The organism is Pseudomonas sp. GW456-12-10-14-LB2 (assembly GCF_002884345.1).
GTDB lineage: Bacteria > Pseudomonadota > Gammaproteobacteria > Pseudomonadales > Pseudomonadaceae > Aquipseudomonas > Aquipseudomonas paraglycinae.
This window is the reverse complement of sequence record NZ_POHV01000045.1, coordinates 14,502-40,715: the sequence shown is the minus strand read 5'-3', so window position 1 is coordinate 40,715 and position 26,214 is coordinate 14,502. Positions and strand designations below refer to the sequence as shown.

The window sequence follows — 26,214 nt, the reverse complement described above, 5'->3', positions numbered from 1 at the left end:
CATACGCCCCCACCACCCCGGACGGCGGCATCCCTGCCACCAGCGCCAGGCCAATGGAAATCAGGGTGATGACAATGAACGGATTGAGCCGGTAACGGGCGATCAGAACGATCAGGGCGATGATGGCAATGGCGGCGTACACCAGCAGCCAATAACCGAAGGACGGTGTCATGCGGTACTCCTCGAAAGGGTCACGTTCGAATGGGTTGTGAAACTCATAAATCATTTCGAGACCGAGTTTTCAAACCAAGTGAAAGTAATTTTCGTGGAGGGATAAGGGTTGTCGTTTTTGGATATGTCTTGTCGCGAATAATGAAAATCGCGGGGTGGGATTTTCATGGTTTTCGGGCACAAAAAAACCGGTGGAAACAAGCAAGCTTGTTTCCACCGGTCTCGGGGGCGTCAGCTTTTCAGCGTGAACTCACACCATTTCGTTACGAATCCATTCAACCACCGACGTGCGCTTCGGCGCCCAACCCAGCAATTCGCGGGCGTGCTTGCCGCGAACCCTGCTGTTGGAGCCCAGGCCGTAGTTGGCCATTTCGTAGCCCCACTCGGCTTCGGCGTCTTTCAGCGGCCAGTCTTGTGGCTGGCCCAGGTTCAGGGCTTCGGCCATGGCGGTGGTCATGTCGATGAACGACGCTTCGCCGCTTTCGACAAAGTAGAAGGTGCCCGGGACGTTTTTGATCAGGGCCAGCAGGTACAGCGCCACCACGTCTTCGATGTGCACGTTAGACCAGATGTTCTGGCCGGTGCCGACGTGACGCACCACGCCGCTTTTACGTGCCTGTTTCAGCAGGCGCGGCAGTTGCACACTGTCGCGATTGACGCCCAGGCTGTGGCCGTAGATCAGGGTGTTGCAGATGACGGCCGAGTTCACGCCGTCTTTCGCTGCGGCGAGGATCAGGTTGTCGATGGCCACCCGTGCGGCCTTGTCGACGGTCGGCTCCGGCAGATTGTCTTCGAAGTAGATGACGTCGCTGGATTTGCCGCCCGAGGCGTCGCCGACGATGCTCGAACCGCTGGTGTGCAGGAACACTTTGTTCGAGCCGCGCAGGGCATCGAGCAAGGCTTCGACGGCGCCGCGATGATCGCTGCTGGCGGCGTTGATCACGGCGTCGGCGGCACGGGCCTGTTCGGCCAGCAATGCGTTGTCGTCGAGGGTGCCGATCACCGGGGTGATGCCCAGTGCTTTCAACTCATTGGCCTGTTCGGCGCTGCGCACCAGACCGGTGACGGTGTGGCCGGCCTGGACCAGGCCGGTGGCGATGGAGCCGCCGATAAAGCCGGCAGCGCCGGTGACGAATACGTTCATGGAGAAACTCCCTGCGTGAGTAAGTGATGCAACGAGTATCGACCGGCGAGCCCGGTAGAAAAACCCGCCCATAACCAAATCACTGTTGCGCAGGGGTCACGAATCAGCCTTTGAAATCGGCGCTGGCGTAAGCCGCGAGTTTGCTCTGGATGAAGTCGAGGAAACACTGAATGCGCAGCGCCAACTGCGAGTTGCGGTAGTACACCGCGTTGATCGGCTGGCGATAACCGCTGTTGAATTCCGCCAGCAACACCTTCAGCCGCCCGGCACGAATGTCGTCGATGGTCATGAAGTGCGAAAGACAGGCAATGCCCTGGCCTTCCAGCGCCAGATGGCGAACCGTCTCGCCGCTGGAGGCGCTGATCGCCGGGGTGATCGGCCAGCGATCGCCGTGCACGTAACGCAGCGGCCACTGGTTGAGGCCTTCGTTCTGGGTGAAGCCAAGCAAGGTGTGCTCGCTCAAATCGGCCACTTCCTGCGGCGCGCCGTGCTTCTCAAGGTACTCGGGGCTGGCGACGATCAACAGCGGACTGCACCCCAGCGAACGGGCGTGCAACGTCGAATCGGCGAGGGTGCCGATGCGGATGGCGACGTCGGTGCTTTGTTCCAGCAGGTCAATGATCAGGTCATTGCTGTTGAGTTCGAGCTGGATGTCCGGGTACAGCCGACGGAATTCGTCGATGTACGGCACGACGGCGTGGAGCATGAACGGCGACGCGGCGTTGATCCGCAGTCGCCCTGATGGCGTCTGCTGGCGCGAAGACAGGCGCTCTTCGAGCTGGTCCATCTGGTCGAGGATCAGCTTGGCCTGTTCGAAGAAATACTTGCCCTCCTCGGTCAGGTCCATGCGCCGTGTGGTGCGGTTGATCAGCGTGGTGTCGAGCTTGGCTTCCAGCCGCGACAGCGTGCGGCTGACCGCCGACGGCGTCTGTCCGACCTGCTCGGCGGCGGCGGAGATCGAACCGCATTCGATCACGCAGACGAAAATCTGCAACTCATCGGATCTGGCTTTCACGGGTGTCCTCGAATCGAAAGGCCTGCTGCGCAAGCTCAGGCCTTCGATAGTAGCCGAGCGTCAGGCCTTGAGGCCAAACACCTCGGTCAGATGCTGCTCGTAACGCGCCACATCCGCTTCGATGTTCGGGCGTTTCATCACGTCCACACAGAGGAACGTCGGCAGGCCGGTCATACCGAGGAACTGGTTGGCCTTGTGGAACGGGAAGTACACGGCGTCCACGCCTTTGGCTTCGAAGAAGTCGGTCGGATCATCGAACGCCTGCTGCGGTGCGTTCCAGGTCAGCGACAGCATGTACTGCTTGCCCTGGATCAGACCGCCGCTGCCGTACTTCTGCGACGCGTCGGAACGGGTGCGACCGTCGCTGGCGTAGAGGCTGCCGTGGCCTTCGGTAAAGACTTCGTCGATGTATTTTTTCACGGTCCACGGTGCGCCCATCCACCAGCCCGGCATCTGATAAATGATCACGTCGGCCCAGAGGAATTTGGCAACCTCTTCGGCGACGTCGTAGCCCTCGTCGATGAAGGTGGTCTTGACGTCGACACCGCCGCGATCCAGCACGCTCAGCGCGGCTTCGTGCAGGGTGGTGTTGTAGCGACCGTCGGAGTGGGCGAATTTTTTACCGCCATTGAGCAGCAGCACTTTTTTCATGGGAGAGCCTCGATCGGATTCCGATGCGCAGCGCAGAGCGCTGGATGGAGAAGGGGAAAAATTGAATGGCGGCAGATTAGCGATCCGCCTCGCGCGGAATAAGCACCGATTGCGCAAAATTCATTTGAGTAAAACGCACGAATCGAACGCCGATTGTTGCCGTAGGATTGGCCGCCATCTGAATCTGAGGAGTTTTTTGCGATGAGCGAACGCCAGGGTTTCATCCTGCACGCCAAGACCCGCCCGGAAAAAGCCGAGGCTTTCGAAGCGTTTTTCCGCGCCTACGTCGAACCGAGCCGCGCCGAACCCGGCTGCATCGAGTACCACATGCTGCGCGACAAGGAAGACCCGAGCCTGTTCATTTTCTACGAGATCTGGGAAAGCCAGGCGCATCTGGACGTGCACTCGAACCTGCCGCACATGCAGCAGTTTCTGGCTCAGCGCATGGAATACCTGGAGCGTGATTTCGATATCCGCCCGATCGACATGCTCAGCGATTCGTCCGCTAGCCGCTGATCAGCAGATGGGCGCCGAGTGCGCCCAGACCGATGAAGAACACCCGCTTGAACAGAACGGCACTGATGCGCTGACGCAGCCATTGGCCGAGCAACATCCCGAAAACCGCCGGGATCAGCGCCAGCAGCGAGGCGCTCAGCTCCGCGCCGCCGAGCGACCCGCGCCAGAGCAATCCAGCGGCTAGCGCCAGGGTCGACACGGTGAAGGACAGGCCCAGCGCCTGCACCAGTTCATCGCGGCTCAAGCCCAGGGCCTGCATGTACGGAACGGCGGGAATCACGAACACACCCGTCGCCGAAGTGATGACGCCGGTGATCACGCCACACAGCGGACCGAGCCATGGTTCATGGCGGCGACTGACACTCAGCGTCGGCAGGAACAATCCGCTCAACGCATAGAGCAACAGCGCCGCGCCGAGCCCGCGCACCACCCAATGCCCGCCGGCCATGCCGATCCACAAGGTGCCGATGGCCGTGCCGAGGAAGATCGCCAGCAGCATCGGCCACAAGCGTTTCACCAGCCCCTGCAAATGCCTGCCGAACGCCAGTTGCCAGACGTTGGTCAAGGTTGCTGGAATGATCAGCAACGCCGCAGCCTGCGACGGTGCCATAGCCAGACCGAGCAAACCCATGGCGACGGTGGGCAGACCGAGACCGATTACACCCTTGATCAGGCCGGCAACCACGAAGGTCGTGATCACCAGCAATGACAAGGTCAGACCGAGGTTTTGATAGAAATCTGCGAGTGCGTTCATGGCGATACTGTGCGCCTGCGCGGGTGAACTGAAAATCTGTCATACACTGAGGCAGCCTCTCTCTCAGCAAGAGCCACGCGTCATGCACTTCGACCTCACCGACCTGCGCCTCTATTTGCACATCATCGACAGCGGCAACATCACCGCCGGCGCCGCGCGCAGCCATCTGTCGCTGGCGGCGGCGAGTGCGCGGATCCGGGCGATGGAAGCGTCGCTGGGCACCGAGTTTCTTGAGCGCGGGCGCCGTGGTGTCAGACCGACGCCGGCCGGTAAAGCCCTGGCGCAACATGCGCGGGTGTTGCTGCAACAGGCGGAACGTCTGCAACAGGATCTGGCCGAGTACGCCCGCGGCGTCAAAGGTCAGGTGCGGTTGCTGTGCAACACCACGGCACTCAGCGAATACCTGCCGGAGGTGCTGGCGGATTTCCTGCGTGAGCATTCCAATCTCGACATCGATTTGCAGGAACTGCCCAGCGCCCGCATTACCCATGCCTTGCGTCAGGGCGCAGCGGATCTGGGCATTGTGTCCGATGCGATCGACACCACCGACTTGCAGACCCGAGCCTTTCGCGATGATCCGCTGGTGCTGATTCTGCCGCTGGAACATCCACTGTCTGACGCGACCGAAGTCAGTTTCAGCGACGCTCTGCGCCATGACTTCGTCGGGCTGCAAGCCGACAGCGCTTTGGCGATTTACCTGGAAGAGCAGGCGCTGCACAACGGCTCGCGGATGCAGATCCGCATCCGTGCTGATGGTTTCGACGGCGTGATGCGCATGGTGGCCCGAGGTGCCGGTCTGGGCATCGTGCCGCTGGCGGCGGTTCAGCGCGCTGCGCCGCAAGCCTTCAAGACCTTGCCGATGAATGAAGGCTGGGCCAGGCGCAAACTGTTGCTGTGTGCCCGGGACTTCTCCGCCCTCCCCGCCTATGCCCGCGCCTTGCTCGACGCCTTGACTCTGCCCTGAGGGGCAGACTTTACCCTTGGGGTTTCTTCTTCAAGGACAGTGATTATGGGCAAGCGGATTCTGCTGATTCTCGGCCATCCATCCAGCGAAAGTTTCTGCGCGGCACTGGCCGGACGCTACACAAAATCGGCCCGCGAGGCCGGGCACGAAGTGCGGGAAATCGCCCTCGGCCAACTCGATTTCGACCCGATCCTGCGCGAAGGTTACCGTCAGGTTCAAACCCTTGAAGCGGATCTGCTCCAGGCTCAGGCCGACCTGCTGTGGGCCGAACACCTGACGCTGGTCTACCCGATCTGGTGGGGCGGGATTCCGGCGCTGCTCAAAGGCTTTTTCGACCGGGTCCTGCTTCCCGGTTTCGCTTTCAAATACCGCCAGGGCAAAGCATTTCCCGACAAACTCCTGCACGGTCGCAGCGCCCACCTGCTAGTCACCATGGACACGCCGCCCTGGTATTACCGCTGGATCTATCGCATGCCCGGCCTGCACGAAGTGCGCAAGAACACATTGGCGTTCTGCGGGATCGAACCGCGCCGGACGCTGACCTTCGGGCCAGTGCTCGGCGCCAGCGACCATCAACGCGAAACCTGGCTGAAGCAGGCCGGATCGATTGCCCGCCATTGAGTTTTCCGCTATTGGTGCGCATGCCCGCTGACGGAGAAAAGGGATTTGCACATGTACATCGGCCAGGCCGCACAGCGTTCGGGAACCACGATCAAGACCATCCGCCATTACGAGTCGATCGGCCTGCTGCCCGAGGCCCGGCGCCAGGGCAAATACCGGGTTTACGACCCGCAGACGGTCGAACTGCTGAGCTTTATCAAATGCGCGCAGGCGCTGGGTTTTCGCCTCAGGGAATTGCAGGCGATCTTTGCCGGCCAGCCCGAACTGACGCCTTATGAAAAAGCCCGCCGCGCGATTGCCGGCAAGCAACAGGAGATCGCGGCGCAGCTGTTGAAACTCAGCCGACAGCAAGAGGAATTGAGCGCGCTGGAGGCCAGTCTTGAACACGCGCAACAGCAATGCCTGTCGAGCGTATCGACCACAAAATAAGCACAAGGAATAGCTTGCAAGGTACGTATACATACGTACTATATCGCCAGAGCGAACGTGTTGCCCGATACCCGTTTTCGCACAACGACAACGGACAAGGAAGAACGGATCGGCTCCATTAAACCTACATGGAATGAGGTGACGCGATGGTTGATTCAACGGAGTTTCGTAATGCAATGGCGATGCTGGGGAGTGCCGTCACCATCGTCACGACCGATGGCCCTGCGGGGCGTTTCGGCTTTACCGCATCCGCGGTGTGCAGCGTAACGGATTCACCGCCCACGCTGCTGGTGTGCGTCAATCGCTCGTCGTCCAATCACGAGCATTTCAAGACCAATGGCGTGCTGTGCGTGAACGTCCTGACCGGCGACCACCAGTCGACCTCCGGGGCGTTCGCTAATCGACAGTTGAGCATGCAAGAGCGCTTTTCCAGCGTGAATTGCCAGACCCTGAAAACCGGTTCGCCGGTGATCGAAGAGGCGCTGGTCAGCCTGGATTGCCGGGTCAGCAAGGTCGACGAGGTTGGCACCCACAGCATCTTCTACTGTGAAATCCTCGAACTGCAGCAGCACAGCGAGGCCACGGAAGGCCTGGTCTATTTCAACCGCAGTTACTACCGTCTGAACGACGAACTGCGCCTGGCACCCGAGCAGTGATCCAGACACCCGCTGGCCTCGGCTGACGCCGGCGGGTCATGACAGGGATGTAACCATGCTATTCAATGAAGACAACTTCGCGGATATCGACCTGAACCTGATCATCATTTTCCTGGTGCTGTTCCGCGAACGCAGCGTGTCCCGCACGGCCGAACGTCTGCACGTCAAACAACCCGCCATCAGCGGATCGCTGGCACGGCTGCGCAAGCGCTTCGACGATCCGTTGTTTCTGCGCTCGTCGAGAACCATGCGCCCGACCTCGAAAGCCGAGCAACTGGCGCAAGCGCTGACGCCAGCCATCAAGCAAATCGAAGCGGTGATCCGGCTCTGAAAAACCGGCGAAAAAAAACCTGCGGGGGTTCGCTTCCGCAGGTTTCATTTCATCAGGCCGACTTGAGCGCCTGAGCGTACTCGACCCGAGCCCAGAACGCTGGCAGAAAGCACTCGCTGACCAGCAGCGCCGAACCATTGCGGGTGAAACGCGAACGCCGGGCCAACAGACGTTCGGCTTGCGGCGCGTAGCGATAGGACAGCGCGGCCAACGGCGCACCGGGCGGCAGCAAGGCACATTGGAAAGGCTCGCGCAGGGTCTGCTCCGACGTGTAGAGAATCTCGGCGAGCGGTCGACGACCATAGCCGTTCAGATCCGCCCAGTCGCCATTCAGTGCCGGCACGCTGGTCAGGCTGCGCGCGGTGACGCAGGCTTCGCCATCGAGCTTCATCACCACCTCACGCACCCAGCCGAGGGTGGCCGGCGGCACGTTCAGCGCTTGCGCTTCTTCAGGATTGAGCGGGCCATGGGACTGCTCGACGACTTCGATTGAATAATCGCCCATGGCTTTCAGACGTGGGGTCAGTGCCCCGGGCAAAAACAGCCAGTGATGCTCGGAGCCGGTCAATTCCGACAGCGGTCGCGATGACCAGTAATGACTTGTATCCATACCCGCTCACACCTTCCTGGTGATGGTGAATTGTTGGTTGCCGTGGAAGGCCAACCCTTCACCGGCGGTGTCTGTCACTCGGCTCCGTTTTCTTCGGTCACTTCGTGTTTGCTGATGACGCTGATGGTCTGTTCATCGGTCTTGACCGCCGCCAGCAGCGAGTCGAGCAATCCAGGAAAACGCACGTCCATGTCTTCACGACGCAAGGACAGCAGGTTTTCCCGGCCGTAAGGGCGCTGCCAAATCAGACCGCTGTCGCGCAGAACCCGCCAGTGGTGAGTCATGGTCGACTTCGATGCGCCCTTGAGGATCCGGCCGCACGGATGTTCCTGGCCATCGGACAACACTTTCAACACGGTCAGGCGTAGCGGGCTTCCCAATGCGTTCAGCACATTTTCCAGAAGGATCTGATCCTGATTGGGATGATTCGGGACGTTCATAGGTAGGTACCCTTGATGATATAGGCGGGAAAAATCCGGCTTGTATTCGTCTATACGAGAACAGTAAGACTATACACAAGATGTTTTTTCCCCGCGACAGCCGCCCCGGAGGCGGCGTCCCGCAAAACAACTACAAATCGCTGCTCTGCGCTGTCTCCAGCGCGGGCGCCTGGAACCCGCCGCCCAGCGCTGCCATCAACGAAACCGAACTGTCGATGTGCTTGCTGTTGAGGAAAGCCAGGCGCATTTCGTCCTGAATCAATTGTTGCTCGATGTTAAGCGCATCGAGGAACGTGTCCTCGCCGGCCTTGTAGCGCGACTGCGACAGATCGTAGGACGACTGGGCAATCGCACAGGCATCGCGCTGCACGACGATCTGCTGCTCGAACGAACGCAACTGCGTCACCGAAATCGCCACCTCGTGCAGGGCCGAATTCAACACCCGGTTGTACTGCGCGATGGAGCTGTCGAGTTCGGCATTGCCGGCCTTGAGATCCGAGCGCAGGCGCCCGGCATCGAAGATCGGCAGCGACACCGTCGGCGCCACATTCCAGAACTTGCTGACCCCGGCGAACAGCGCATCTCCCGTCAATGCATGAGAACCCGCCGCCGCCACCAGATTGATGTTCGGGTAGAACGTGGTCTTCACCGCCTCGACGTTTTTAGTCTCGGCCTCCACGCGCCAACGTGCGGCGACGAGGTCCGGACGACGGCCCAACAACTGGGCTGGCAACTGCGCCGGCAAGGCCACCACACTGGCTTGCAGATTCGATGGGCGCTCGAGCGTGTGCGCACGATCAACGCCTTTGCCGATCAGCGCCGACAACTGGAGACGAGCAATTTCAATGTCTTCGTTGGCGCCGATCAGGGTCGATTCCGAACGCGCCTTGAGGCTTTGCACCTGCTTGAGTTGCGACAGGTTGTCGAGGCCCGAGCCGTAACGTGAATCCGTCAGGTCAACCAGTTTGCTCAAGCGTTCGAGATCGCGCTGGTTGAGCTCCGAGACCTGCCACGCATACGCCAACTGGTTGTAAGCCTTGACCACGTTGACCGCCAGAATGAGCCGCGACGATTGCAGATCGACTTCCGCCGCTCGTGCGCTGTTGAGCGCCGATTCCCACGCGGCGCGCTGGCCGCCCCAGAGGTCGAAGGTGTAGCTGAAATTGACCGCCAGATTACGCGCGGTGAAGTACTTGTGACCCTCGCCGCTGTAGTCCTCGAAGCGCGACAGCCGACCGCGAGTGACACCCGCCGACGCGTCCATTTCCGGATAACGCTCGGCGTCGCGCAGGTCGAGAAATGCGTTGGCCTTGGCGACCCGGGCAGCGACTTCCTGCAAGTCCGGGTTGCTGGCATACGCCTCTTCGATCAGCGCGCCCAGACGTGGATCGCCAAGCGATGTCCACCAGTCCGCACGCGGCCATTGGGCCGGCGGCAACTTGTCTTTCAGGCTGTCGGACGGCGCATCGGCGACCGCCAGCAGTTTGCCCTGATGATCGATCCCGGCGTAGTTCACACAACCCGCCGCCAACAGGATGGACGCCGCCAGCGGCGCCAGCATCAAACGTGTAATCGAATGCATGTCACGTCCTCACAGGATGGGTTGCGGCACGCCGGCCGGCTCGGCTTCGGGTGCGTGGCTCGGTTGCTTGATCGAACTGAGCAGCGTGTACACCGACGGCAGAATGAACAGGGTGAACAAGGTGCCGATCAGCATCCCCACCACAATCACCAGGCCCAGGCCGAAGCGGCTGTTGGCGCCGGCACCGCTGGCGAACAACAGCGGCGCGAGGCCGACCACCATGGCAGCGGTGGTCATCAGAATCGGCCGCAGACGCACCTGCGCGGCGTGCTGGATCGCTTGCACGCGGTCCATGCCTTGCTGGCGCTGCAACTCGTTGGCGAACGCGACCATCAGGATCCCGTGCTTACTGATCAGACCGATCAGCGTGATCAGGCCGATCTGGGTGTAGATGTTCATCGAGGTCATGCCCAGCGCCAGCGGCACCAGCGCTCCGCAGATCGACAACGGCACGCTGATCAAAATGATGAACGGGTCGCGGAAGCTCTCGTATTGCACGCTCAGCACCAGATAGATGATCACCAGGGCCAGGCCGAAGGTGAACGCCAGGCTGTTGCCTTCCTGCACGTATTGGCGGGCGTCGGACTGCCAGTCGAAACTGAAGCCGGCCGGGAAGCCTTCCGATTGTTTTTGCAGGAAGCCCACTGCATCACCCAACGTCACGCCCGGCGCCGGAATGGCCTGGAACGTGGCGGAGTTCTGCTGGTTGAACTGGGTCAGGCGATTCGGCTCGACCTTGACGCTGAGGGTGGCCAGTGTCGACAGCGGGACCGGATTGCCCTTCTGATCCTTCACGTAATACAGCTTCAGGGTTTCCGGGGTCAGGCGATCCGCCGACACAGACTGCGGGATCACGTCATAGGAACGGCCGTGGAACGAGAACCGGTTGACGTACTTCTCGCCGATCAGGCTGTTGAGCGTTTCGCCGATGTCCTGCATGCGGATGCCCAGGGCGTTGGCCTTGGCCCGGTCAACCTGGATTTCCACCAGCGGGTTGTTGAAGTCCAGATCACTGTCGACCACCGCGAACAGACCGCTGGCCTGCGCCGCCTGCTTGAGCTGATCCATCACGTTGTACAGCGCCAGATATTCCTGATCGCTGCGGATCACCATCTGCACCGGCAGTCCACCGGTAGAGCCCGGCAACGGCGGCATCTGGAACACGAAAATGCTCGTGCCTTCGATCTGGTTCACCCGAGCCTGCAAGTCAGGCTGGATGGTGTTGGCATCGCGGCCGCGTTTTTCCCAGTCCACCAGGTTGATCCCGCCGACGCTGTTGGACAGACCGTCGGAACCGTTCGCCACCCAGTTGCTGTAACCCTCGGGGATTTCGTTGAAGGTCTTGTACAGCTCGTGTGCGTAGGCTTCGAGGTAGTTCAGGTTGGCGTGCTGTGGTGCCTTGATCGCGGTCAGCAGGATGTTCTGGTCTTCCAGCGGCGCCAGTTCGGTCTGCGCCGAGCGATAGAGGAACGGCAGGCTGAAGAAGATCACCAGCGCCACGCTCAGGCTGATCCAGCGACGCGCCAGCGAACCGCCGAGCAGTGCGCCATAACGACGGGACAGGTACTGGAAGAACCGATCTGCCTTCACCGCCATGAAACCTTCGCTGGTTTTCGCGTCCAGCAAGCGGGTACTCATGATCGGCGACAGGGTCAGGGCGACGATGCCGGAAATCACCACGGCGCCGGCCAGGGTCAGCGCGAACTCCTTGAACAGCGTGCCGGTGAGGCCGCCCATCAAGCCGATCGGCGCGTACACCGCCGCCAGGGTGAAGGTCATCGCCACCACCGGACCGGCCACTTCACGGGCGCCGATCAGCGCGGCGTCGAACGGCGTCTTGCCCTCTTCGATGTGACGGTGAACGTTCTCCACCACGACGATGGCGTCGTCCACCACCAACCCGATGGCGAGCACCATGGCAAGCAAGGTCAGCAGGTTGAGGCTGAAGCCGAACATCTGCATCAGCATCGCCGCGCCGAGCATCGACAGCGGGATGGTCACCAGCGGAATCAGCACGGTGCGGAACGTGCCCAGGCACAGGTAAATCACCAGCACCACGATCACCAACGCTTCGAGCAGGGTGTAGCTCACCTCGTCGATCGACGACTGAATGAAGTGCGCCACTTCGAACGGGATCTGCACGGTCACGCCCGGTGGCAGGGTTTCCTGGATCTGCGGCAGCAATTCACGCACACGTTTGACGATGACCAGCGGGTTGCCGGTCGGTGCCGCGTCCAGACCGAGGAACAGCGCCGGCACATCGCTCATCGCGCCGCTGGTGTCGGTGGAGGCGGCGTTCAACTCCACGGTGCCGACGTCACGCACACGGATGATGTGGCCGTTGTCGTTGCGCAGCACCATGTCGCGGAAATCTTCGACGCTGTTCAGGTCAGTATTGACCCGCAGGTTGCTGACCACGTACAGGCCTTTGACCTGACCGGGAGCCGCCTGGAAGTTGTTGCCCTCGATGGCCGCCGACACGTCCTGCCCGGTCATGCCGTAACCGGCCAGACGCTGCGGATCGAGCCACAGGCGCATGGACAGTTTCTGCTCGCCCATGATGTTGATCTTGGCCACGCCTTCGATGCCGGCGAACATCGGTTCGACGACGCGGGAGATGTAATCCGACATCTCCGGAATGGTCAGGTTGGAGCTGGCGAACGCGACGTAGGCCACGCTGGTGAAGCCGCCGGAAGTGCGTTCCACCACCGGGTCGTAAGCATCCTTCGGCAAGCGGTATTTGATCTGGTTGACCTTGGCCATGACCTCGGTCAGCGCCGCGATGGAGTCACTGTTGAGTGCCATGCGGATCGTCACCTGGCTGCGACCCTGGGTCGAAGTCGACGACAGATAGTCGATGCCCTCGACCGAGGCCACGGCCTGGCTGATCGGCTGCGTGACGAAGCCTTGCATCAGCTCCGAAGAGGCGCCGGGGTACTGGGTCGTGACCGTGATGGTCGACGTCTCCAGCATCGGGTACTGGCGGATCGGCAGGTTCATCAGCGCGCGCACCCCGAACAGCAGGATCAGCGTGCTGACCACCACGGCCAGCACCGGGCGGCGAAGAAAGAGGTCGGTGAAATTCATTTTTCCAGCCCACTGAGTTTAAGAGCAATCGTGTCCGGCACGCCTTCCACCGCCACGCCGTCGTGGAGCTTGAGCTGGCCGGACGTCACCACCTGCACGCCCTCGGTCAGGCCCTTGTCGACCACCGCCCAGCCATCGCGGCGCTCGCCGACCTTGATGCTTTCGCGCTTGACCTTCTGCACGCCGGCTTCGTCGGTGTAGACCGAGAACACGCTCTCGCCGTAGGCGTTGTAGGTGATCGCGGTTTCCGGAATCAGCAGCTCGGCGGTCTGCGGCAGGGTCACCGAGACCCGTGCGTACATGCCGGGACGCAGGCGTTTTTGCGTGTCGGTAATGACCGCTTGCACGTTGATGGTGTGGGACTGGTTGATCTGCGGATCGACCGCGACGATCTTGCCGGCGAAGGTCACATCACCCCAGGCATCGACCTTGGCCTGCACGGTCTGGCCCAGTTGCACTTGCGAGCCATCGCGCTCGGCGAGGGTGAAGTTGACGCGCAGCACGCCCGGATCGGTCAGGGTTGCCACCGCGCTGCCGGCCTGCAGGTATTGGCCCAGGTGCGCCTGGCGAATGCCGAGGGTGCCGGCGAACGGCGCGCGGATATGCCGTTGAGCGATCTGCGCCTGCATGCGCTCCATGTCGCCTTTGGCCGCGTCGTATTGAGCGCGGGCACTGTCGAAGGCGCGACGGCTTTCGGCGCCGGTCTTGGCCAGTTCCTGGACCCGGGCGAACTGGGCCTTGGCCGATTCGTACTCGCCTTTCAGGCGAACCAGTTCGCCTTGCTCCGGCGCATCGTTGAGCTTGAGCAGCACTTGCCCCGCCTTCACTTCATCGCCGGACTCGAAATCGATGTCCACCACTTTGCCGCTGACTTCAGCCGACACCAGCACCTGGCGCTGGGCTTCGAGTTTGCCGATGGCTTCGAGGTAGTAGGTGTACGGTTGTTTCTTGACCACGGCCAGACCGACCCGGGTGCTGGGAATCCGTTGCTCGGCCGCCGCCGGTGGCGGCGACCAGAAACGCCAGCCCAGTGCAGCGGACAACACCACCACAAGAATAATAAAGATCAGCGACTTGATAATGTTTCGAGCAAGCATGTGGCACTCCCTTGACTCTTTGCTGCGAGCACAAAAGTTTGAGTTTTAAGAAAATAAAGGTGCAACTTAAGGCGGGCGCGTTATCGATCCCTGTGAACTTTCACTTGTAAACGCGCCCGCTTTATTTATCCGCTGTTACGCCGCGGCCAGTACGTTGGTTTTATCCAGGTAATACTTGCCGATACCATGCAAGTTCAAAGGCGACAACGTGAAGTGCTTCGAACCGGTGTGGATATCGCGGAAGCAACGCTCCAGGAAGTGCGACTTGTAGACGGCTTTGGAACCGGCCATCGAATAGATCTGGTTGACCGCATTGACCGAGTTCTCGGTCAGCACCGAGGCTGCCAGGCCGACACGGGCGCTGACCGGTTCGCCGATGGTTTCACCCCGGTTGATCACCTGATGGATCGCATCTTCCAGCAGCAGTTGTGCGGTATGCACCGAGGAGATGGCGCGACCGGTCTTCTCGAAGATCACCCCTTCCAGGCCCGGGTCGGTGTTCACGGCGCGGTCATTGCGGAAGTGATCGACCGCCGCCCGGGCCACGCCCAGCACGGTGGACATCGCCGCCAAGGTGCCGAACTCGTAGTAACCGGTGGCGTAGGCCCGGGTGCTGCGCGCTTCGGGGGATTGCTTGAGGGTTTCGACATCCAGCGAGAAAGACTTGTGGACGATCACGCTGGAGCACTGGAAGTGATGGCTGCCGGTGCCGCGCATGCCCAGGGTGTCCCAGGTCGGCAGGATGGTGCATTGGCTGGCGGGGACGAAAAACATCCGCACTTCCGGATTAGTGTTGTTTTCGGTGCCTTTGACGGTGGCGGTGCAGACCAGCCAGTCGGCGTGGGCCGAGCCGCTGGCGAACGCCCATTTGCCGCTCAGCAGGTACTCGTCGCCCATCGGCAGCGCTTCGCCACCGGAGTGGATGGCGCCGATCACGAAACCGTCGCAGTGGTTGTAGATCGCTTCGGAAGTGGCTTCCGGCAGGTAATCCGACAGGCGCCCCATCGCCACTTGCACCGCCAGCTGCCAGGACAGCGAAGCGTCAAACCGGGCGAATTCCAGCAGCAGGGCCGAGGTGGTCTGGATATCGACCTGGGATCCGCCGAACGCCTTGGACACCGAGGTACGGCCAAAACCTTCCTTGAAGAATCGGGACATCACATCCTTGTGCGTCGCGTTGGTCTGCTCGCTGTAATCGCGGTGCTGAATAATCAGCGGATTCAGTGCACGCACCTTCTCGAGCCATTCATTGGATTCGGAGGGAAGGCTGTTCCATTGCATTAGATTTTTCATAACGGCTCCTAGCTATTATTTATTTACGATCAGCAGACGAAAAAACAGACAGAACTTTTTATTGTTGTTAAACCCCGATAAAAATGTACGTCTACAGTCGTACATTTGACAAGCACTATTATCAGACTTCTTTCATTTCCCAAATAAAAGAGCAATTACTGTCCGACAATAACGCGAGGCGCAAGAGGCCACGTAACTTGCGAACAAGTTACGTTGCTTGAAACTTTTGGATTACTTCACGCCGGCACGCCGATCACTGACTTTCGACAGTGAGGCCCAGTCCTGATCGGCCTGACCATGGGCCATGCCGTCCAGCAGGTTGTCCTTCAACACGCTGGCAAACGGCAGCGGCACCTGCGCCGCTTCACCGGCCTCCAGCGCCAGGCGTACATCCTTGAGACCCAGCGACAACTTGAAACCCGCCGGCTCGAATTTCTCATCGACCATCAGCTTGCCGTAGCCCTGATAAACCGGCATGGCGAACAGGGTCGAGGTGATCATCTCGATGAACGCCTCGCGACTGATACCGTAGCCGCCGGCCAGGGTCGAGGCTTCGGCCATGGATTCGATCGCCGAAGCGATCATCAGATTGGCCGACAGTTTGGCGGCGCAAGCCACTTCAGCCGTGTCGCCGAGCGTCCAGGTCTTGCGCCCCAGCACGTCGAACAGCGGCTGTACCCGGGCCATTGCTTCGGCGGGCCCGGAGGCGAGAATGTTCAGATTGCCAGCGGCCGCCACATCGACCCGCCCCAGCACCGGTGCCGACACGTAACCGACGCCGCGTGTTTCATGCACGGTCGCCAGTTCCCTGGCCAGCGACACGGACACCGTGGACATGTTGACGTGCACGCTGCCGGCCTGCAGACCGTCCAGCGCCTTGGCGTCGAAGAACACCGAGCGGATTGCCGTGTCATCGCCGAGCATGGAAATCAGCACCTCGGCCTTCGCCGCCAGCGCCGGTGTCTCGACTGGTTCGGCGCCGGCCTTGGCCAGTGCTTCCAGCGGTGCCGTCGAACGATTCCACACGCGGACCCGATGCCCGGCTTTCAGCAGGTTCAGCACCATCGGTGCGCCCATCGTGCCCAGACCGATAAATCCCAGTTCCATGTCGCGTTCCTCTCTCGATGAGGTGTTCAAAGCCGTTCAGACGATGATGCAGAATTGCGATTGTACGTGTACAGGCGTACATTTCAAGTGCCGCGATGATTCATTCTTCGCGGCAAGGGTTTCAAACACACCTTTACCCAAGGCAAGGAGGCTTTATGCAATTCGGGATCTACACCGTTGGCGACGTCACACAAGACCCTACCAACGCCCGTACCCCCAGCGAATCCGAGCGCATCCAGGCCACCCTGCAAATTGCGCAGAAGGCCGAAGACATCGGGCTGGACGTGTTCGCCACCGGCGAACACCACAATCCTCCGTTCATCACCTCCTCTCCCACCACGCTGCTGGCCTACATCGCAGCCAAGACCCAACGCATCATTCTTTCGACGTCCACCACCCTGATCAGCACCAACGATCCGGTTCGCCTGGCCGAAGAGTATTCGCTGCTGCAAAACCTCTGTGGCGGGCGCATGGACCTGATGCTCGGCCGGGGCAACACCGCACCGGTCTATCCCTGGTTCGGCAAGAGCATCGCCGACGGTCTGCCACTGGCGATGGAAAACTATCGCCTGCTGCACCGGCTCTGGCGCGAAGCAGACCTCAACTGGAGCGGACGCTTTCGCACTCCGCTGAAAAACTTCACCTCGATCCCGAGGCCTCTCGATGACCTGCCGCCCTTCGTCTGGCACGGCTCGATCCGCACCCCGGAAATCGCCGAGCAGGCCGCGTATTACGGCGACGGTTTTTTCGCCAGCCACATCCTCTGGCCCCGTGAGCATTTCATGGCGCTGGTCGAGTTCTACCGCGCGCGTTTTGCCCATTACGGTCACGGCACACCGGAGCAGGCGATCGTCGGTCTCGGCGGGCATATTTTCATGCGCCGCAACTCGCAGGATGCACGCCGGGAATTCCGTCCCTACTTCGACAACGCCCCGGTGTATGGCCACGGTCCATCTCTGGAAGAGTTCATGGAAATGACCCCGCTGGCCGTCGGCAGCCCTCAGGAAATCATCGACAAGACCCTGACCTTCCGCGAGTACTTCGGCGACTATCAGCGCCAGCTGTTCCTGTTCGACCATGGCGGCATTCCGCTGAAGACCGTGCTGGAACAACTCGACATGTTCGGCAAGGAAGTGTTGCCGGTGTTGCGTGAAGAAACCCGCAAACGCCGCTCGCCGCTGGCGGCCGAAGCGCCGACACATGCCAATCGCCTGGCCCGTTTGCAAACCCTGTCGGCCGATCCGCACTCCACGGCCAAAGCTGCACAACTCGACAGCGTGACCGGCCACTGAACCTGTGGGAGCGAGCACGCTCACTCCCACACTTGATCAGGCAGCGCCTTTCAACGGGCGCTGCGCATCCATCGCCACCACCACGTCATCGTGGATCAAACGCGCCAGATACTGACCGTAACCGGTCTTGCTCATGCTGCCCGCGTGCACCAGCAACTGCGCGTCGTCGATCCAGCCCTTGTTGTAGGCGATCTCTTCGAGGCAGGCGATTTTCAGGCCCTGGCGTTTCTCGATGGCCTGCACGAAATTGCCGGCCTCAATCAACGCATCGTGGGTTCCGGTATCCAGCCAGGCCATCCCACGACCCATCACCGATACGTTCAATTTCCCGCGTTGCAGATAGACGTTGTTGACATCGGTAATCTCCAGTTCACCTCGCGGCGATGGCTTGATGTCGGCAGCAATCTTCAGCACTTCGTTGTCGTAGAAATACAGGCCGGTGACGGCATAGTTGGACTTCGGATCGCTCGGTTTTTCGCAGATGCTCAAGGCCTTGCCGGCAGCATCGAATTCCACCACGCCAAAGCGCTCGGGATCGGCCACGTAGTAACCGAACACCGTAGCGCCTTCATCACGCGCCGCCGCTAGCAGCAGGGTTTCGCCGAAGCCGGCGCCGTAGAAAATGTTGTCGCCGAGCACCAGGCAGACGTTGTCTTCACCGACGAATTCGCGACCGATGATGAACGCTTGAGCGAGACCGTCCGGGCTCGGTTGTACCGCGTAGCTCAGGCTCAGGCCCAACTGGCTGCCGTCGCCGAGCATGCGCTGAAAGCCCGGCAGATCTTCCGGGGTGGAGATGATCAGGATCTCGCGGATTTCCGCCAGCATCAGCACCGACAGCGGGTAGTAGATCATCGGTTTGTCATACACCGGCAGCGACTGTTTCGAGACGCCCAGGGTGATCGGGTGCAGACGCGAACCGGCGCCGCCCGCCAGCAGAATTCCTTTGTACTTGGCCATGCTTTTTTCCTTTCAAGCAGTGAGATTTGAATGACTGAATGTTCAAGCCACGAGGGCTTCGTCGCGTTGCTCGCCGAGGCGCTCCAGCGCGTAGGCACCGGACATCACCCGCACCCACCAGGCGCGGTTGTCCAGATACCAGTCGACGGTTTTTTTCATGCCGCTTTCGAAGGTTTCCTGCGGGGTCCAGCCCAGCGTTGCGTGGATTTTCCCGGCATCGACGGCATAGCGTTTGTCGTGGCCCGGACGATCCTTGACGAAGGTGATCAGATCGCGGAAGTGAGCAACACCCGCCGGCTTTTCCGCGCCGCGTGCCTCAAGCAAATCGCACAGGGTTTGCACCACTTCCAGGTTGGTCTTCTCGTTGTGGCCGCCGATGTTGTAGGTCTGCCCGACCTCACCGCGCGTGACCACCGCGTACAGGGCGCGGGCGTGATCTTCGACGAACAGCCAGTCGCGGATTTGTGCGCCATCGCCGTACACCGGCAACGGCTTGCCTTGCAGCGCATTGAGAATGACGTGAGGAATCAGTTTTTCCGGGAAGTGATACGGCCCGTAATTGTTCGAGCAATTGCTCATCACCACCGGCAGGCCAAAGGTGCGATGCCAGGCGCGGACCAGATGATCGGAACCGGCCTTGGTCGCTGAGTACGGCGAACTTGGCGCATACGGCGTGCGCTCGGTGAACGCCGGATCTTCGGGTTCCAGGTCGCCATACACTTCATCGGTGGAAATGTGATGGAAACGGAACGCCGCCTGTCGCGCCGCGTCCAGTCGGTTCCAGTAACCACGCGCCGCTTCGAGCATCGTGTAGGTGCCGACGATGTTGGTTTCGATGAAGGCTTGCGGACCATCGATCGAGCGGTCCACGTGGGACTCGGCGGCCAGGTGCATCACCGCATCCGGTTGCAGGCGCGCGAACAGTTCGTCCAGCGCCGGCTTGTCGCAGATGTCGACCTGGCAGAAACGGTAACGCGGCGAATCGGACACATCGGCCAGCGATTCAAGGTTGCCGGCGTAGGTCAGTTTGTCGACGTTGATCACTTCACATTCGGTCTCTTCAATCAGAAACCGCACCACGGCCGAGCCAATGAAGCCCGCGCCCCCTGTCACTAAAATTTTCATCAGCGCCTCCCCTGGCAAAATGATGATTGAACGTCCTTCGATGCTGTGTGCGGGTCAGTTCAACAACGCGACCCAGTATTGCGACAGCCCTTGTTCGAGAATCAGCAGTGTCTGGATGCAGACGAAGCTTTCGTCAGTGGTTGCCGAGGTTGCGTTGAGCGGGCCGAAACCACCGTCCTGCTTCTGATGGGCAGCGATCCAGTCTTTCGATTCCTGCAAATACGTCGGCTGCGCGTCGAGCAGATACATTGCTGCGATAGCCATGTAAGTACCCACCAGGCTGACCGCTTTGCCCGGCCGGTAGTGGAACGAGCCGTTGGCCAGTTGCAGCTTTTGCAGCCAGGCGATGGTCTGTTCGGCATCGACGATGCGTCGGTTGAGAATGAACAGCGTCGACACCACGCGGTACACCGAAAAGGCGTCCGGCGGATACCCGGGTTTGTTGGCGAAACCGCCATCGGCCGAGCGGCAGCGCAAGGCGAACGCCATCACGCCCTGCTCGTCCGGCGCCTTGGCTTCAAGGGCATGCAGCGACAGCACCGCCAGGTTGGTGTGCCAGATGTCCGAGCCGAAACCCGGCACATCGCCGAACCCGCCGTCCGGGTTCTGGCACGCTTGCAGGTAACGCACGCAACCGCCGATATCGTTCGGTAACGCGCCCAGCACTCGCAGCGACAACACTGCGCAGTAGGTCGCGAACACATCGCTCAGGTGACCCGGTTGCTCGGCAAATCCGCCGTCGGTGTTTTGCGAGGCCCTGATGCAATCGATCAGGCTGGCCTTGTTTTCGATTTGCAGACCCAGCGCGTGCAAGTCCGAGATCACGTGCAACCCGGAGAACACCTGCCAGGTCTTGTCGGCACGGAAACCCAGCGGCGCGGTTTCGGCGGTCAGCCCGTAAGGCGTTTCATTCGACGCCCGGGCCTTGGCCAGCCACGCCAGATAACGCTGCAGATCGACATTGATGGTCGGCACGCCATTCGGATGAATGCGCTGCACATCACCACCGCCATCGATCACTTGCAGCTCACGGTTTACCAACGCCGCATCGTCATGATGAGTGACGGCAGCGGCCGGTTCGATGGACTGCAAGGCGTGGGCCGCGGCGAGCTGGGTTTTCAGACTCTTCAGGTGCAACGGCAGGTACGTCAGGTTGCCGATACTGAAAATCCCCGGCTGACGCGGCGGCGCCCAAAACTGGCGAATGAACGGCACGGTCGGGTCATCCGGGGTCGACCAGAAATAGCCCTTGCCCATGAACAGCCCGCCATTGCGGGCGTCGTGAAACTCCAGCAACGCTGCCGTCACCGAAGCCCGGTCGGCTTCGCTCGCGCCGGACGGCAAGGCTTGAATCGCCTGCAACAGCAACGCCACGTCGTAGGCAGTCTTGATCGGAAATGGCGACTCGTGATTTTTGTACGAAGTGTGCCAGTCGCAACGCACTTTGCCGTTGATCCCGACCCGATCCCAATACCCGCCGTACGCCGGATCGCGGAACAGCGCCAGGGTTTGCAGCAGGAACGAACGGGCCAGATTCGACAGCGCATTGTCGTCCCGCGTATCAGCCAGTTGCGCCAGCACCAGGCTTACCTGAGCCCGCACACCGCAACGGGTCAGCGCCACATCGACACAGGATTGGCTGTCGCTGCCGGCCACCCGGCCGATCAGGTTTTCTGCATGAATCTGCAAGTGCCCGACCAAGCCGAGACCCAACGGCTGATTGTCGATACGCGCCAGCAAGGCCGTGGCGCTGATGTCGAGATCGATCGAGGTCGCGAGCTCCAGCGGAGTCGACCAGTCGCTGCTGTACAGGCCGGCGACCGTGGAACGGGCGTAGAGCGCTCCGACCTTTTCCAGCAGGCCGTGGATCGCGGCATTGTTCGCCGCGTCCTGCGGCACCCGGCGCTGATAGGCAATCAATGCCGCCAGCGCATCCAGTTGCAGCGCCAGCGTGCGGCAGCGTCCGGAGCCGTGCGGCGTCCAGTAGCGGTCGGCGAGCTCATGGAAACCGCCATTCGAAGCATCATGCAAACGCATCAGCCCGTCATGGGCAAAACGCAGTTCGACATCGTCGCCGTGCTCGGCCTGGTAGAGCGTCGCCGCGACCTGATCCTGCAACTGCTTGTCGCTGGAAATCGCAACCTCGCCACTGGCATCGGTCACGGCGAAAAAGCCGCCGTGGTCGATGTCCTTGAGGCCTTGATCAAATTGAAACTGCGGATGCAGTGACATGGTGAATCCCTCTTCCTTGAGGTTAAGCGGCTTTGCTTTCAGTCAGCGACACAACGCTGCCCTGGCACAACTCAATAATGCGCGTCGCGGCGCGGGCGGCACCTTCGCCATCCGGCGCGGCCACTTGCTGATGCGGCGCGTAGTAGGTCGATGCGTCGGTGTCTTTTTCCAGTTCGCCCTGGATCAGTTCGACGATCGCATCGCGGTCGTGGCCCAGATGCGTCGGGAAACCCAGCAGCTCCAGACGGCGCAGCGCTTCGAGTTCGTGGTACTCGGATTTGGACGGCAGCACGAACAGCGTCGGAATCTGGAGTGCGGCGATTTCCGTCACGGTGATCCAGCCCGGCGCCGAAATCAGCAGGCTGGCTTCGCGCAGCAGGCCCATCCAGTCCGGGTAGTACGGCACGCAGACGACGCCGTCCTGAGCCTGGATATCCTGACGGCCGAGTAACACCAGTTTCAGTTCCGGATTGCGCTCGCGCAGGATCTTGAAGCTGTCCAGATACGCAGCGAGCAGCGCATCCTTGTTCTGGGCAAACATCGTGGTGCCGCTGATCGAAGCCACAATGAACGGCGAGTCGCCGAGGTTCAGTTGCTCGCGCACGTTCAAGCCGGTCTGCACATTGATGTCGCGGATCATCGGGCCGACAAAATGCGCCTTGCCGCTGACCAGCGCTTCGGCCACCGGCGTGCCCTGATCGAGGGAAGCCACGTACGGTTTGTCGGTCAGCACCAGTTGGCTCTGATTGATCATCCAGTTGAACTGGCTGTGCAGCGCGGTGCGGGCCCGGGCCATTTCCAGCGCGTTGACTTCGAAACCGCCGTCGGCCAGATCATGGTCTTCGAGCTGGCACAGGGTGAAGTCGTAGCGCTCGGTGACGAACACCAGCGGCGTACCGCTGAAAATCGCGGCCAGGCAGGCGGCCATGTTGTAGTCCGACACCAGAGCGGTCGGTTTGTACTCGGCGATCAGGGCCAGGTAAGACAGAATCCGCTCGCCGGACAAGAAGGTATTGGCGATATAACCGCCAATGTAATTATTCCAGTCGAGTTCTTTCGACAAGTTGCTCTTTTTCGAGTAATCGACCAAACGACCGGCAATATCCACAACTTCTACGCCAGACTTTTCGAACATCGGCGTGAAGGTTGGCTGCAAGGAAGCCAGTGCAACGGTCAATGGCATGTCCGGACGCTGTTTCTTGATCGCCTGAGCGATGGACAGCGCGCGCATGTTGTGACCGGAACCGGTTGGATTGGGGGCAAATAAAATCATTCCTGAATCTCCATTAGTTGAACAACGCCATGAACCACAGTGTTTTCCAATACATCCCTTATAACCACCGAGTACGGTTTGATAACGGCACCGTCACCAATATTCAGTGGACCTACCAAGATGGCGCCCTCGCCAATAACGCAACGACTTCCAATGCGCACCGGTGCCTCCTCCCAGGGCAGTGAGCGGAATGAATGATCATGAGTGGAGGCAACGATCGTGACCCCCTCGGACAACTCGCTGAAAGCACCGACGGATACGCCGCCGGCCGCCTCGATAACCACACCGGCAGCCAGTCGCACGCCGGTGCCCAATTCGATGCCGCCCAGTTGAGACATGCCGCCCTGGCGGTTGCTGCGCCCGATCAGAATGCAGTCCCGGGCGATTTCCACCGACGCTCCGCCGCGCAATTCGGCATCGATCAGGGCGTCGTCGCTAATGTCCCAGGTCTGGGTGTCGGGGTTCAGCGACTTGAGCCGCGCGACCGACTGCGTGGACCGATCGAGCATTGACGGCAAGCCTTGGCGCGCCCGGTCCCGGACTTTGGCCAGCACCGGTTCCGGGCTCGGCCGGCCGTCCTCGACCACGGTGCGCCGGGCAATGACCCGCGCCGGACGACCGACGACGATTGCGTTCGGCGGCACATCCGCTGTCACCAACGCGCCAGCCGCCACCACGGCCCCGGCACCGATGGAAACACCGGCGGCCACGGTGGCCTTTGCGCCCAGCCAGACGTTTTCGGCAATCCGAACCGGAGACTGCGCCGTCCCCAGGCACTGGGCGCCGGTGGCGAACATGCTGGATTTGCCGATGGACGCATACCGCAAATCGCACCTGAAGCCGATGAAGCAGTCATCGCTTATCTGCACATGTGTCAGGCGACTGCCGACACGCACCCAGACGTGCCGGCCAAGTTCACTCGCACTATCAACAATCGTCGAAACTTCAATTACGTTTATGTCGTCCACAATAAAGCCTCATTCCATTGATGCCGGGCACATAAAAATTCGATAGACGTGCATATCCCGCAGATATAAATCCGCCAGCGCACAAATAATAATTAACTGTTTATTTAAGGCTTCAACTCAAAGCACGCGAGACATTGCGTCCGCGCCGCTTATTAACTGTCCGGTTCATTCAACTGTCATTATTCATTAACAACAGGTAGAAGTTCACACTTGAGCCAAGAGCCAAGTCAGTTTCGAGATGAGAAAAAGCCGATTCAAGTCTGTCCGTGACTCAGGTTAAGCTCCCTTTGGAGGAATAGTTCTTTAGTACGAATGTTATAGTACAGACGATTTTGTTTTGCAATAGGTGTCAGAATGGTTATCTCGTTTTAGTCTAAAAATTGATTGAACTTTTATGGTGCACGCTTGTACCAAAACCTTTTTATATGCACAGCGTTGGTGCAATTCGGTAGATGCGCAGATCTCCTCAGCGCTTACAGGCATCTGGAGGTCGACCCAAGACATTCCAACAGCACCCGCGAAGGCTACGGTGACGGCTCCAACTCCCTTTGGCCTGGAGCCGTCATGCCCGCACCTATCACCGTTCTGCGCGACACCCATCCCCTGCCCGTACTCGACGCCTGCAAATGGGAAAAACTCGAGGGCGACCCGCACACCGTCAACCTCAACGCCTACACCAGCGAAGACGGCACCAAGATCATGGGCACGTGGATCTGCACGCCGGGCAAGTGGCGGGTGGATTACGTGAAGTGGGAGTACTGCCATTTCCAGGAAGGCTACTGCGTGATTACCCCGGACGGCATGGAGCCGATTCACCTGCGCGCCGGCGACATCTTCGTGGTCGAGCCAGGCATGAAGGGCACTTGGGAAGTGGTCGAGACCGTGCGCAAATATTTCGTGTTCGCCTGATACAAAAAAGCCGGGAAACCACCCGACGTGATTTCCCGGCAACACCTACTGCATCTGAATTGCAGACCTGCGACGAGCGCAGGCCTGACGACGATTACTGCGGCTTGCGATAGCTGTTGATGATCGCCGAGAAGTCCTTACCCCCTTCCCCGCGCTGACTCATCGCCTGATACAACTGCTGCGCCACCGCGCCCAGCACCACCGGCTGATGGGCCTGACGCGCCGCTTCGGTGGCCAGCCCCAGATCCTTGAGCATCAGCTCGGCGCCGAAGCCACCGGTGTAACCACGAGAGGCCGGCGCCGTTTCGACGATCCCCGGCCACGGGTTGTACATTTCCGAACTCCAGCAACGCCCGGTCGAGCTGTTGATGATCCCGGCGAGCACCGTGGTGTCGATGCCCAGCGCATCGCCCAGCGCCATCGCCTCGCTGACGCCGACCATCGAAATGGCGAGCAACAGATTGTTGCAGATCTTGGCGATCTGGCCGGTGCCGACCTCACCGCAATGCACGATGTTGCGGCCCATCTGCGCCAGCACCGGTTGCAGGGTGGCGAACAGTTCAGGAGTGGCGCCGACCATGAAGGTCAGCGTCCCGGCCGTGGCGCCGCCAGTACCGCCGGACACCGGTGCATCGGCCATGGCCACGCCTTGTTTGGCGGCCGCCGCTGCCACATCGCGTGCGGTCTGCGGATCGATGGTGCTGCAATCCACTGCTGGCACGCCTTTACCGATCCCGGCCAGCACACCGTCCTCACCGAGCCAGACGCTGCGCACATGCACCGCCGCCGGCAGCATGGTGATCACCAGTTCTGCATCTTCAGCGGCCTCGCGAGCCGAAGCGCGGATAGTGCCGCCCAGTTGCTCGAGTTCCGCCAGCACGGTTTTGTTCAGGTCCACCAGATTCAGCGAATGCCCGGCCTTGATCAGGTTGCGCGCCATCGGCGCGCCCATGTTGCCCAGACCGATAAATGCGATTTTCATGGCCA

25 protein-coding genes and 1 pseudogene are annotated in these 26,214 nt (G+C 60.6%); 8 read left to right on the top strand and 18 right to left on the bottom strand.

Features of this window, described 5'->3' with window-relative positions:
• The 4 genes and pseudogenes from C1X29_RS24890 to C1X29_RS24875 form a co-directional block, all read right to left on the bottom strand.
• Positions 1-172, bottom strand: a pseudogene (locus C1X29_RS24890) (GntP family permease); the annotation flags it as partial.
• A 249-nt stretch (positions 173-421) separates the two neighbouring features.
• The gene (locus C1X29_RS24885; protein WP_102718610.1) at positions 422-1,315 is read right to left on the bottom strand and encodes an NAD-dependent epimerase/dehydratase family protein; all 894 of its coding nucleotides are present in this window, start codon (positions 1,313-1,315) and stop codon (positions 422-424) included.
• 103 nt (positions 1,316-1,418) lie between these two features.
• Positions 1,419-2,330: a LysR family transcriptional regulator gene (locus tag C1X29_RS24880; protein ID WP_102718609.1), complete on the bottom strand. Its 912-nt coding sequence runs from the start codon at positions 2,328-2,330 to the stop codon at positions 1,419-1,421.
• Between the two features lie 60 nt (positions 2,331-2,390).
• Positions 2,391-2,981, bottom strand: coding sequence for an NAD(P)H-dependent oxidoreductase (locus tag C1X29_RS24875; RefSeq protein ID WP_102718608.1), 591 nt, complete (start codon positions 2,979-2,981; stop codon positions 2,391-2,393).
• 201 nt (positions 2,982-3,182) lie between these two features.
• Here C1X29_RS24875 and C1X29_RS24870 point away from each other — a divergent pair, with 201 nt between their 5' ends.
• Positions 3,183-3,497 carry a putative quinol monooxygenase gene (locus C1X29_RS24870; protein WP_102718607.1) on the top strand — a complete coding sequence of 105 codons (315 nt, stop codon included), beginning with the start codon at positions 3,183-3,185 and terminating at the stop codon, positions 3,495-3,497.
• Here the strand turns inward: C1X29_RS24870 and C1X29_RS24865 are convergent.
• Positions 3,487-4,251, bottom strand: coding sequence for a sulfite exporter TauE/SafE family protein (locus C1X29_RS24865; RefSeq protein WP_102718606.1), 765 nt, complete (start codon positions 4,249-4,251; stop codon positions 3,487-3,489). The genes C1X29_RS24870 and C1X29_RS24865 overlap by 11 nt on opposite strands.
• Before the next feature lie 82 nt (positions 4,252-4,333).
• Here C1X29_RS24865 and C1X29_RS24860 point away from each other — a divergent pair, with 82 nt between their 5' ends.
• From C1X29_RS24860 to C1X29_RS24840, 5 genes are all read left to right on the top strand, one after another.
• Positions 4,334-5,215: a LysR substrate-binding domain-containing protein gene (locus C1X29_RS24860; RefSeq protein WP_102718605.1), complete on the top strand. Its 882-nt coding sequence runs from the start codon at positions 4,334-4,336 to the stop codon at positions 5,213-5,215.
• Between the two features lie 45 nt (positions 5,216-5,260).
• Entirely contained in the window at positions 5,261-5,836 is a 576-nt protein-coding gene (locus C1X29_RS24855) for an NAD(P)H-dependent oxidoreductase (RefSeq protein WP_102718604.1), read from the top strand.
• A 51-nt stretch (positions 5,837-5,887) separates the two neighbouring features.
• Complete coding sequence (locus tag C1X29_RS24850) at positions 5,888-6,265, top strand: MerR family transcriptional regulator (protein WP_085746847.1); 378 nt, start codon at positions 5,888-5,890, stop codon at positions 6,263-6,265.
• A gap of 146 nt (positions 6,266-6,411) precedes the next feature.
• On the top strand, positions 6,412-6,921 hold the full coding sequence (locus tag C1X29_RS24845) for a flavin reductase (RefSeq protein WP_007953834.1): 510 nt from the start codon (positions 6,412-6,414) through the stop codon (positions 6,919-6,921).
• 55 nt (positions 6,922-6,976) lie between these two features.
• Positions 6,977-7,252: a LysR family transcriptional regulator gene (locus C1X29_RS24840; protein WP_007953837.1), complete on the top strand. Its 276-nt coding sequence runs from the start codon at positions 6,977-6,979 to the stop codon at positions 7,250-7,252.
• Positions 7,253-7,304: 52 nt separating this feature from the next.
• Here the strand turns inward: C1X29_RS24840 and C1X29_RS24835 are convergent, their stop codons facing one another.
• From C1X29_RS24835 to C1X29_RS24805, 7 genes are all read right to left on the bottom strand, one after another.
• Positions 7,305-7,862, bottom strand: coding sequence for a chorismate lyase (locus tag C1X29_RS24835; protein WP_102718603.1), 558 nt, complete (start codon positions 7,860-7,862; stop codon positions 7,305-7,307).
• A gap of 74 nt (positions 7,863-7,936) precedes the next feature.
• Complete coding sequence (locus C1X29_RS24830; RefSeq protein WP_102687318.1) at positions 7,937-8,302, bottom strand: helix-turn-helix transcriptional regulator; 366 nt, start codon at positions 8,300-8,302, stop codon at positions 7,937-7,939.
• 130 nt (positions 8,303-8,432) lie between these two features.
• Complete coding sequence (locus C1X29_RS24825) at positions 8,433-9,884, bottom strand: efflux transporter outer membrane subunit (protein ID WP_102718602.1); 1,452 nt, start codon at positions 9,882-9,884, stop codon at positions 8,433-8,435.
• Between the two features lie 9 nt (positions 9,885-9,893).
• Positions 9,894-12,971: a MexW/MexI family multidrug efflux RND transporter permease subunit gene (locus C1X29_RS24820; protein WP_102718601.1), complete on the bottom strand. Its 3,078-nt coding sequence runs from the start codon at positions 12,969-12,971 to the stop codon at positions 9,894-9,896.
• Entirely contained in the window at positions 12,968-14,068 is a 1,101-nt protein-coding gene (locus tag C1X29_RS24815) for an efflux RND transporter periplasmic adaptor subunit (protein ID WP_085607993.1), read from the bottom strand. Before C1X29_RS24815 ends, C1X29_RS24820 begins: the two co-directional genes overlap by 4 nt.
• A 135-nt stretch (positions 14,069-14,203) precedes the next feature.
• Entirely contained in the window at positions 14,204-15,361 is a 1,158-nt protein-coding gene (locus C1X29_RS24810; RefSeq protein WP_102718600.1) for an oxidoreductase, read from the bottom strand.
• Between the two features lie 231 nt (positions 15,362-15,592).
• Complete coding sequence (locus C1X29_RS24805) at positions 15,593-16,498, bottom strand: NAD(P)-dependent oxidoreductase (RefSeq protein WP_256584392.1); 906 nt, start codon at positions 16,496-16,498, stop codon at positions 15,593-15,595.
• A 125-nt stretch (positions 16,499-16,623) separates the two neighbouring features.
• On the opposite strand from C1X29_RS24805, the gene C1X29_RS24800 reads away from it, so the two are divergent.
• Complete coding sequence (locus tag C1X29_RS24800; protein WP_102718598.1) at positions 16,624-17,760, top strand: LLM class flavin-dependent oxidoreductase; 1,137 nt, start codon at positions 16,624-16,626, stop codon at positions 17,758-17,760.
• 36 nt (positions 17,761-17,796) lie between these two features.
• On the opposite strand, the gene rfbA is transcribed toward C1X29_RS24800, so the two are convergent.
• Genes rfbA through C1X29_RS24775 form a run of 5 tightly spaced genes read right to left on the bottom strand, consistent with a single transcriptional unit; the run spans position 17,797 to position 24,318 of the window.
• Positions 17,797-18,720 carry a glucose-1-phosphate thymidylyltransferase RfbA gene (rfbA, locus tag C1X29_RS24795; protein ID WP_085746840.1) on the bottom strand — a complete coding sequence of 308 codons (924 nt, stop codon included), beginning with the start codon at positions 18,718-18,720 and terminating at the stop codon, positions 17,797-17,799.
• Positions 18,721-18,762: 42 nt separating this feature from the next.
• Positions 18,763-19,845, bottom strand: a complete 1,083-nt coding sequence (gene rfbB / locus C1X29_RS24790; protein WP_218275697.1) for a dTDP-glucose 4,6-dehydratase — start codon at positions 19,843-19,845, stop codon at positions 18,763-18,765.
• Positions 19,846-19,899: 54 nt separating this feature from the next.
• Positions 19,900-22,077, bottom strand: coding sequence for a prenyltransferase/squalene oxidase repeat-containing protein (locus C1X29_RS24785; RefSeq protein ID WP_102718597.1), 2,178 nt, complete (start codon positions 22,075-22,077; stop codon positions 19,900-19,902).
• A gap of 22 nt (positions 22,078-22,099) precedes the next feature.
• Positions 22,100-23,350: a hypothetical protein gene (locus tag C1X29_RS24780; RefSeq protein WP_007953861.1), complete on the bottom strand. Its 1,251-nt coding sequence runs from the start codon at positions 23,348-23,350 to the stop codon at positions 22,100-22,102.
• Entirely contained in the window at positions 23,347-24,318 is a 972-nt protein-coding gene (locus tag C1X29_RS24775) for a DapH/DapD/GlmU-related protein (RefSeq protein ID WP_102718596.1), read from the bottom strand. The genes C1X29_RS24780 and C1X29_RS24775 overlap by 4 nt, the downstream gene beginning before the upstream one ends.
• A gap of 564 nt (positions 24,319-24,882) precedes the next feature.
• Between C1X29_RS24775 and C1X29_RS24770 the strand changes: the two genes are divergently transcribed.
• On the top strand, positions 24,883-25,227 hold the full coding sequence (locus C1X29_RS24770) for a cupin domain-containing protein (protein ID WP_102718595.1): 345 nt from the start codon (positions 24,883-24,885) through the stop codon (positions 25,225-25,227).
• A gap of 94 nt (positions 25,228-25,321) precedes the next feature.
• Here the strand turns inward: C1X29_RS24770 and mmsB are convergent, their stop codons facing one another.
• Positions 25,322-26,209 carry a 3-hydroxyisobutyrate dehydrogenase gene (mmsB, locus tag C1X29_RS24765; RefSeq protein ID WP_039772935.1) on the bottom strand — a complete coding sequence of 296 codons (888 nt, stop codon included), beginning with the start codon at positions 26,207-26,209 and terminating at the stop codon, positions 25,322-25,324.
• Between the last annotated feature and the right edge of the window lie 5 nt (positions 26,210-26,214).

What these genes read in the sequence shown, in the direction of transcription:
- C1X29_RS24885 (WP_102718610.1), bottom strand. Translation starts at nt 1,315, where the DNA reads ATGAACGTATTCGTCACCGGCGCTGCCGGCTTTATCGGCGGCTCCATC.
- C1X29_RS24875 (WP_102718608.1), bottom strand. Translation starts at nt 2,981, where the DNA reads ATGAAAAAAGTGCTGCTGCTCAATGGCGGTAAAAAATTCGCCCACTCC.
- C1X29_RS24870 (WP_102718607.1), top strand. Translation starts at nt 3,183, where the DNA reads ATGAGCGAACGCCAGGGTTTCATCCTGCACGCCAAGACCCGCCCGGAA.
- C1X29_RS24865 (WP_102718606.1), bottom strand. Translation starts at nt 4,251, where the DNA reads ATGAACGCACTCGCAGATTTCTATCAAAACCTCGGTCTGACCTTGTCA.
- C1X29_RS24860 (WP_102718605.1), top strand. Translation starts at nt 4,334, where the DNA reads ATGCACTTCGACCTCACCGACCTGCGCCTCTATTTGCACATCATCGAC.
- C1X29_RS24855 (WP_102718604.1), top strand. Translation starts at nt 5,261, where the DNA reads ATGGGCAAGCGGATTCTGCTGATTCTCGGCCATCCATCCAGCGAAAGT.
- C1X29_RS24850 (WP_085746847.1), top strand. Translation starts at nt 5,888, where the DNA reads ATGTACATCGGCCAGGCCGCACAGCGTTCGGGAACCACGATCAAGACC.
- C1X29_RS24845 (WP_007953834.1), top strand. Translation starts at nt 6,412, where the DNA reads ATGGTTGATTCAACGGAGTTTCGTAATGCAATGGCGATGCTGGGGAGT.
- C1X29_RS24840 (WP_007953837.1), top strand. Translation starts at nt 6,977, where the DNA reads ATGCTATTCAATGAAGACAACTTCGCGGATATCGACCTGAACCTGATC.
- C1X29_RS24835 (WP_102718603.1), bottom strand. Translation starts at nt 7,862, where the DNA reads ATGGATACAAGTCATTACTGGTCATCGCGACCGCTGTCGGAATTGACC.
- C1X29_RS24830 (WP_102687318.1), bottom strand. Translation starts at nt 8,302, where the DNA reads ATGAACGTCCCGAATCATCCCAATCAGGATCAGATCCTTCTGGAAAAT.
- C1X29_RS24825 (WP_102718602.1), bottom strand. Translation starts at nt 9,884, where the DNA reads ATGCATTCGATTACACGTTTGATGCTGGCGCCGCTGGCGGCGTCCATC.
- C1X29_RS24820 (WP_102718601.1), bottom strand. Translation starts at nt 12,971, where the DNA reads ATGAATTTCACCGACCTCTTTCTTCGCCGCCCGGTGCTGGCCGTGGTG.
- C1X29_RS24815 (WP_085607993.1), bottom strand. Translation starts at nt 14,068, where the DNA reads ATGCTTGCTCGAAACATTATCAAGTCGCTGATCTTTATTATTCTTGTG.
- C1X29_RS24810 (WP_102718600.1), bottom strand. Translation starts at nt 15,361, where the DNA reads ATGAAAAATCTAATGCAATGGAACAGCCTTCCCTCCGAATCCAATGAA.
- C1X29_RS24800 (WP_102718598.1), top strand. Translation starts at nt 16,624, where the DNA reads ATGCAATTCGGGATCTACACCGTTGGCGACGTCACACAAGACCCTACC.
- rfbA (WP_085746840.1), bottom strand. Translation starts at nt 18,720, where the DNA reads ATGGCCAAGTACAAAGGAATTCTGCTGGCGGGCGGCGCCGGTTCGCGT.
- rfbB (WP_218275697.1), bottom strand. Translation starts at nt 19,845, where the DNA reads ATGAAAATTTTAGTGACAGGGGGCGCGGGCTTCATTGGCTCGGCCGTG.
- C1X29_RS24785 (WP_102718597.1), bottom strand. Translation starts at nt 22,077, where the DNA reads ATGTCACTGCATCCGCAGTTTCAATTTGATCAAGGCCTCAAGGACATC.
- C1X29_RS24780 (WP_007953861.1), bottom strand. Translation starts at nt 23,350, where the DNA reads ATGATTTTATTTGCCCCCAATCCAACCGGTTCCGGTCACAACATGCGC.
- C1X29_RS24770 (WP_102718595.1), top strand. Translation starts at nt 24,883, where the DNA reads ATGCCCGCACCTATCACCGTTCTGCGCGACACCCATCCCCTGCCCGTA.
- mmsB (WP_039772935.1), bottom strand. Translation starts at nt 26,209, where the DNA reads ATGAAAATCGCATTTATCGGTCTGGGCAACATGGGCGCGCCGATGGCG.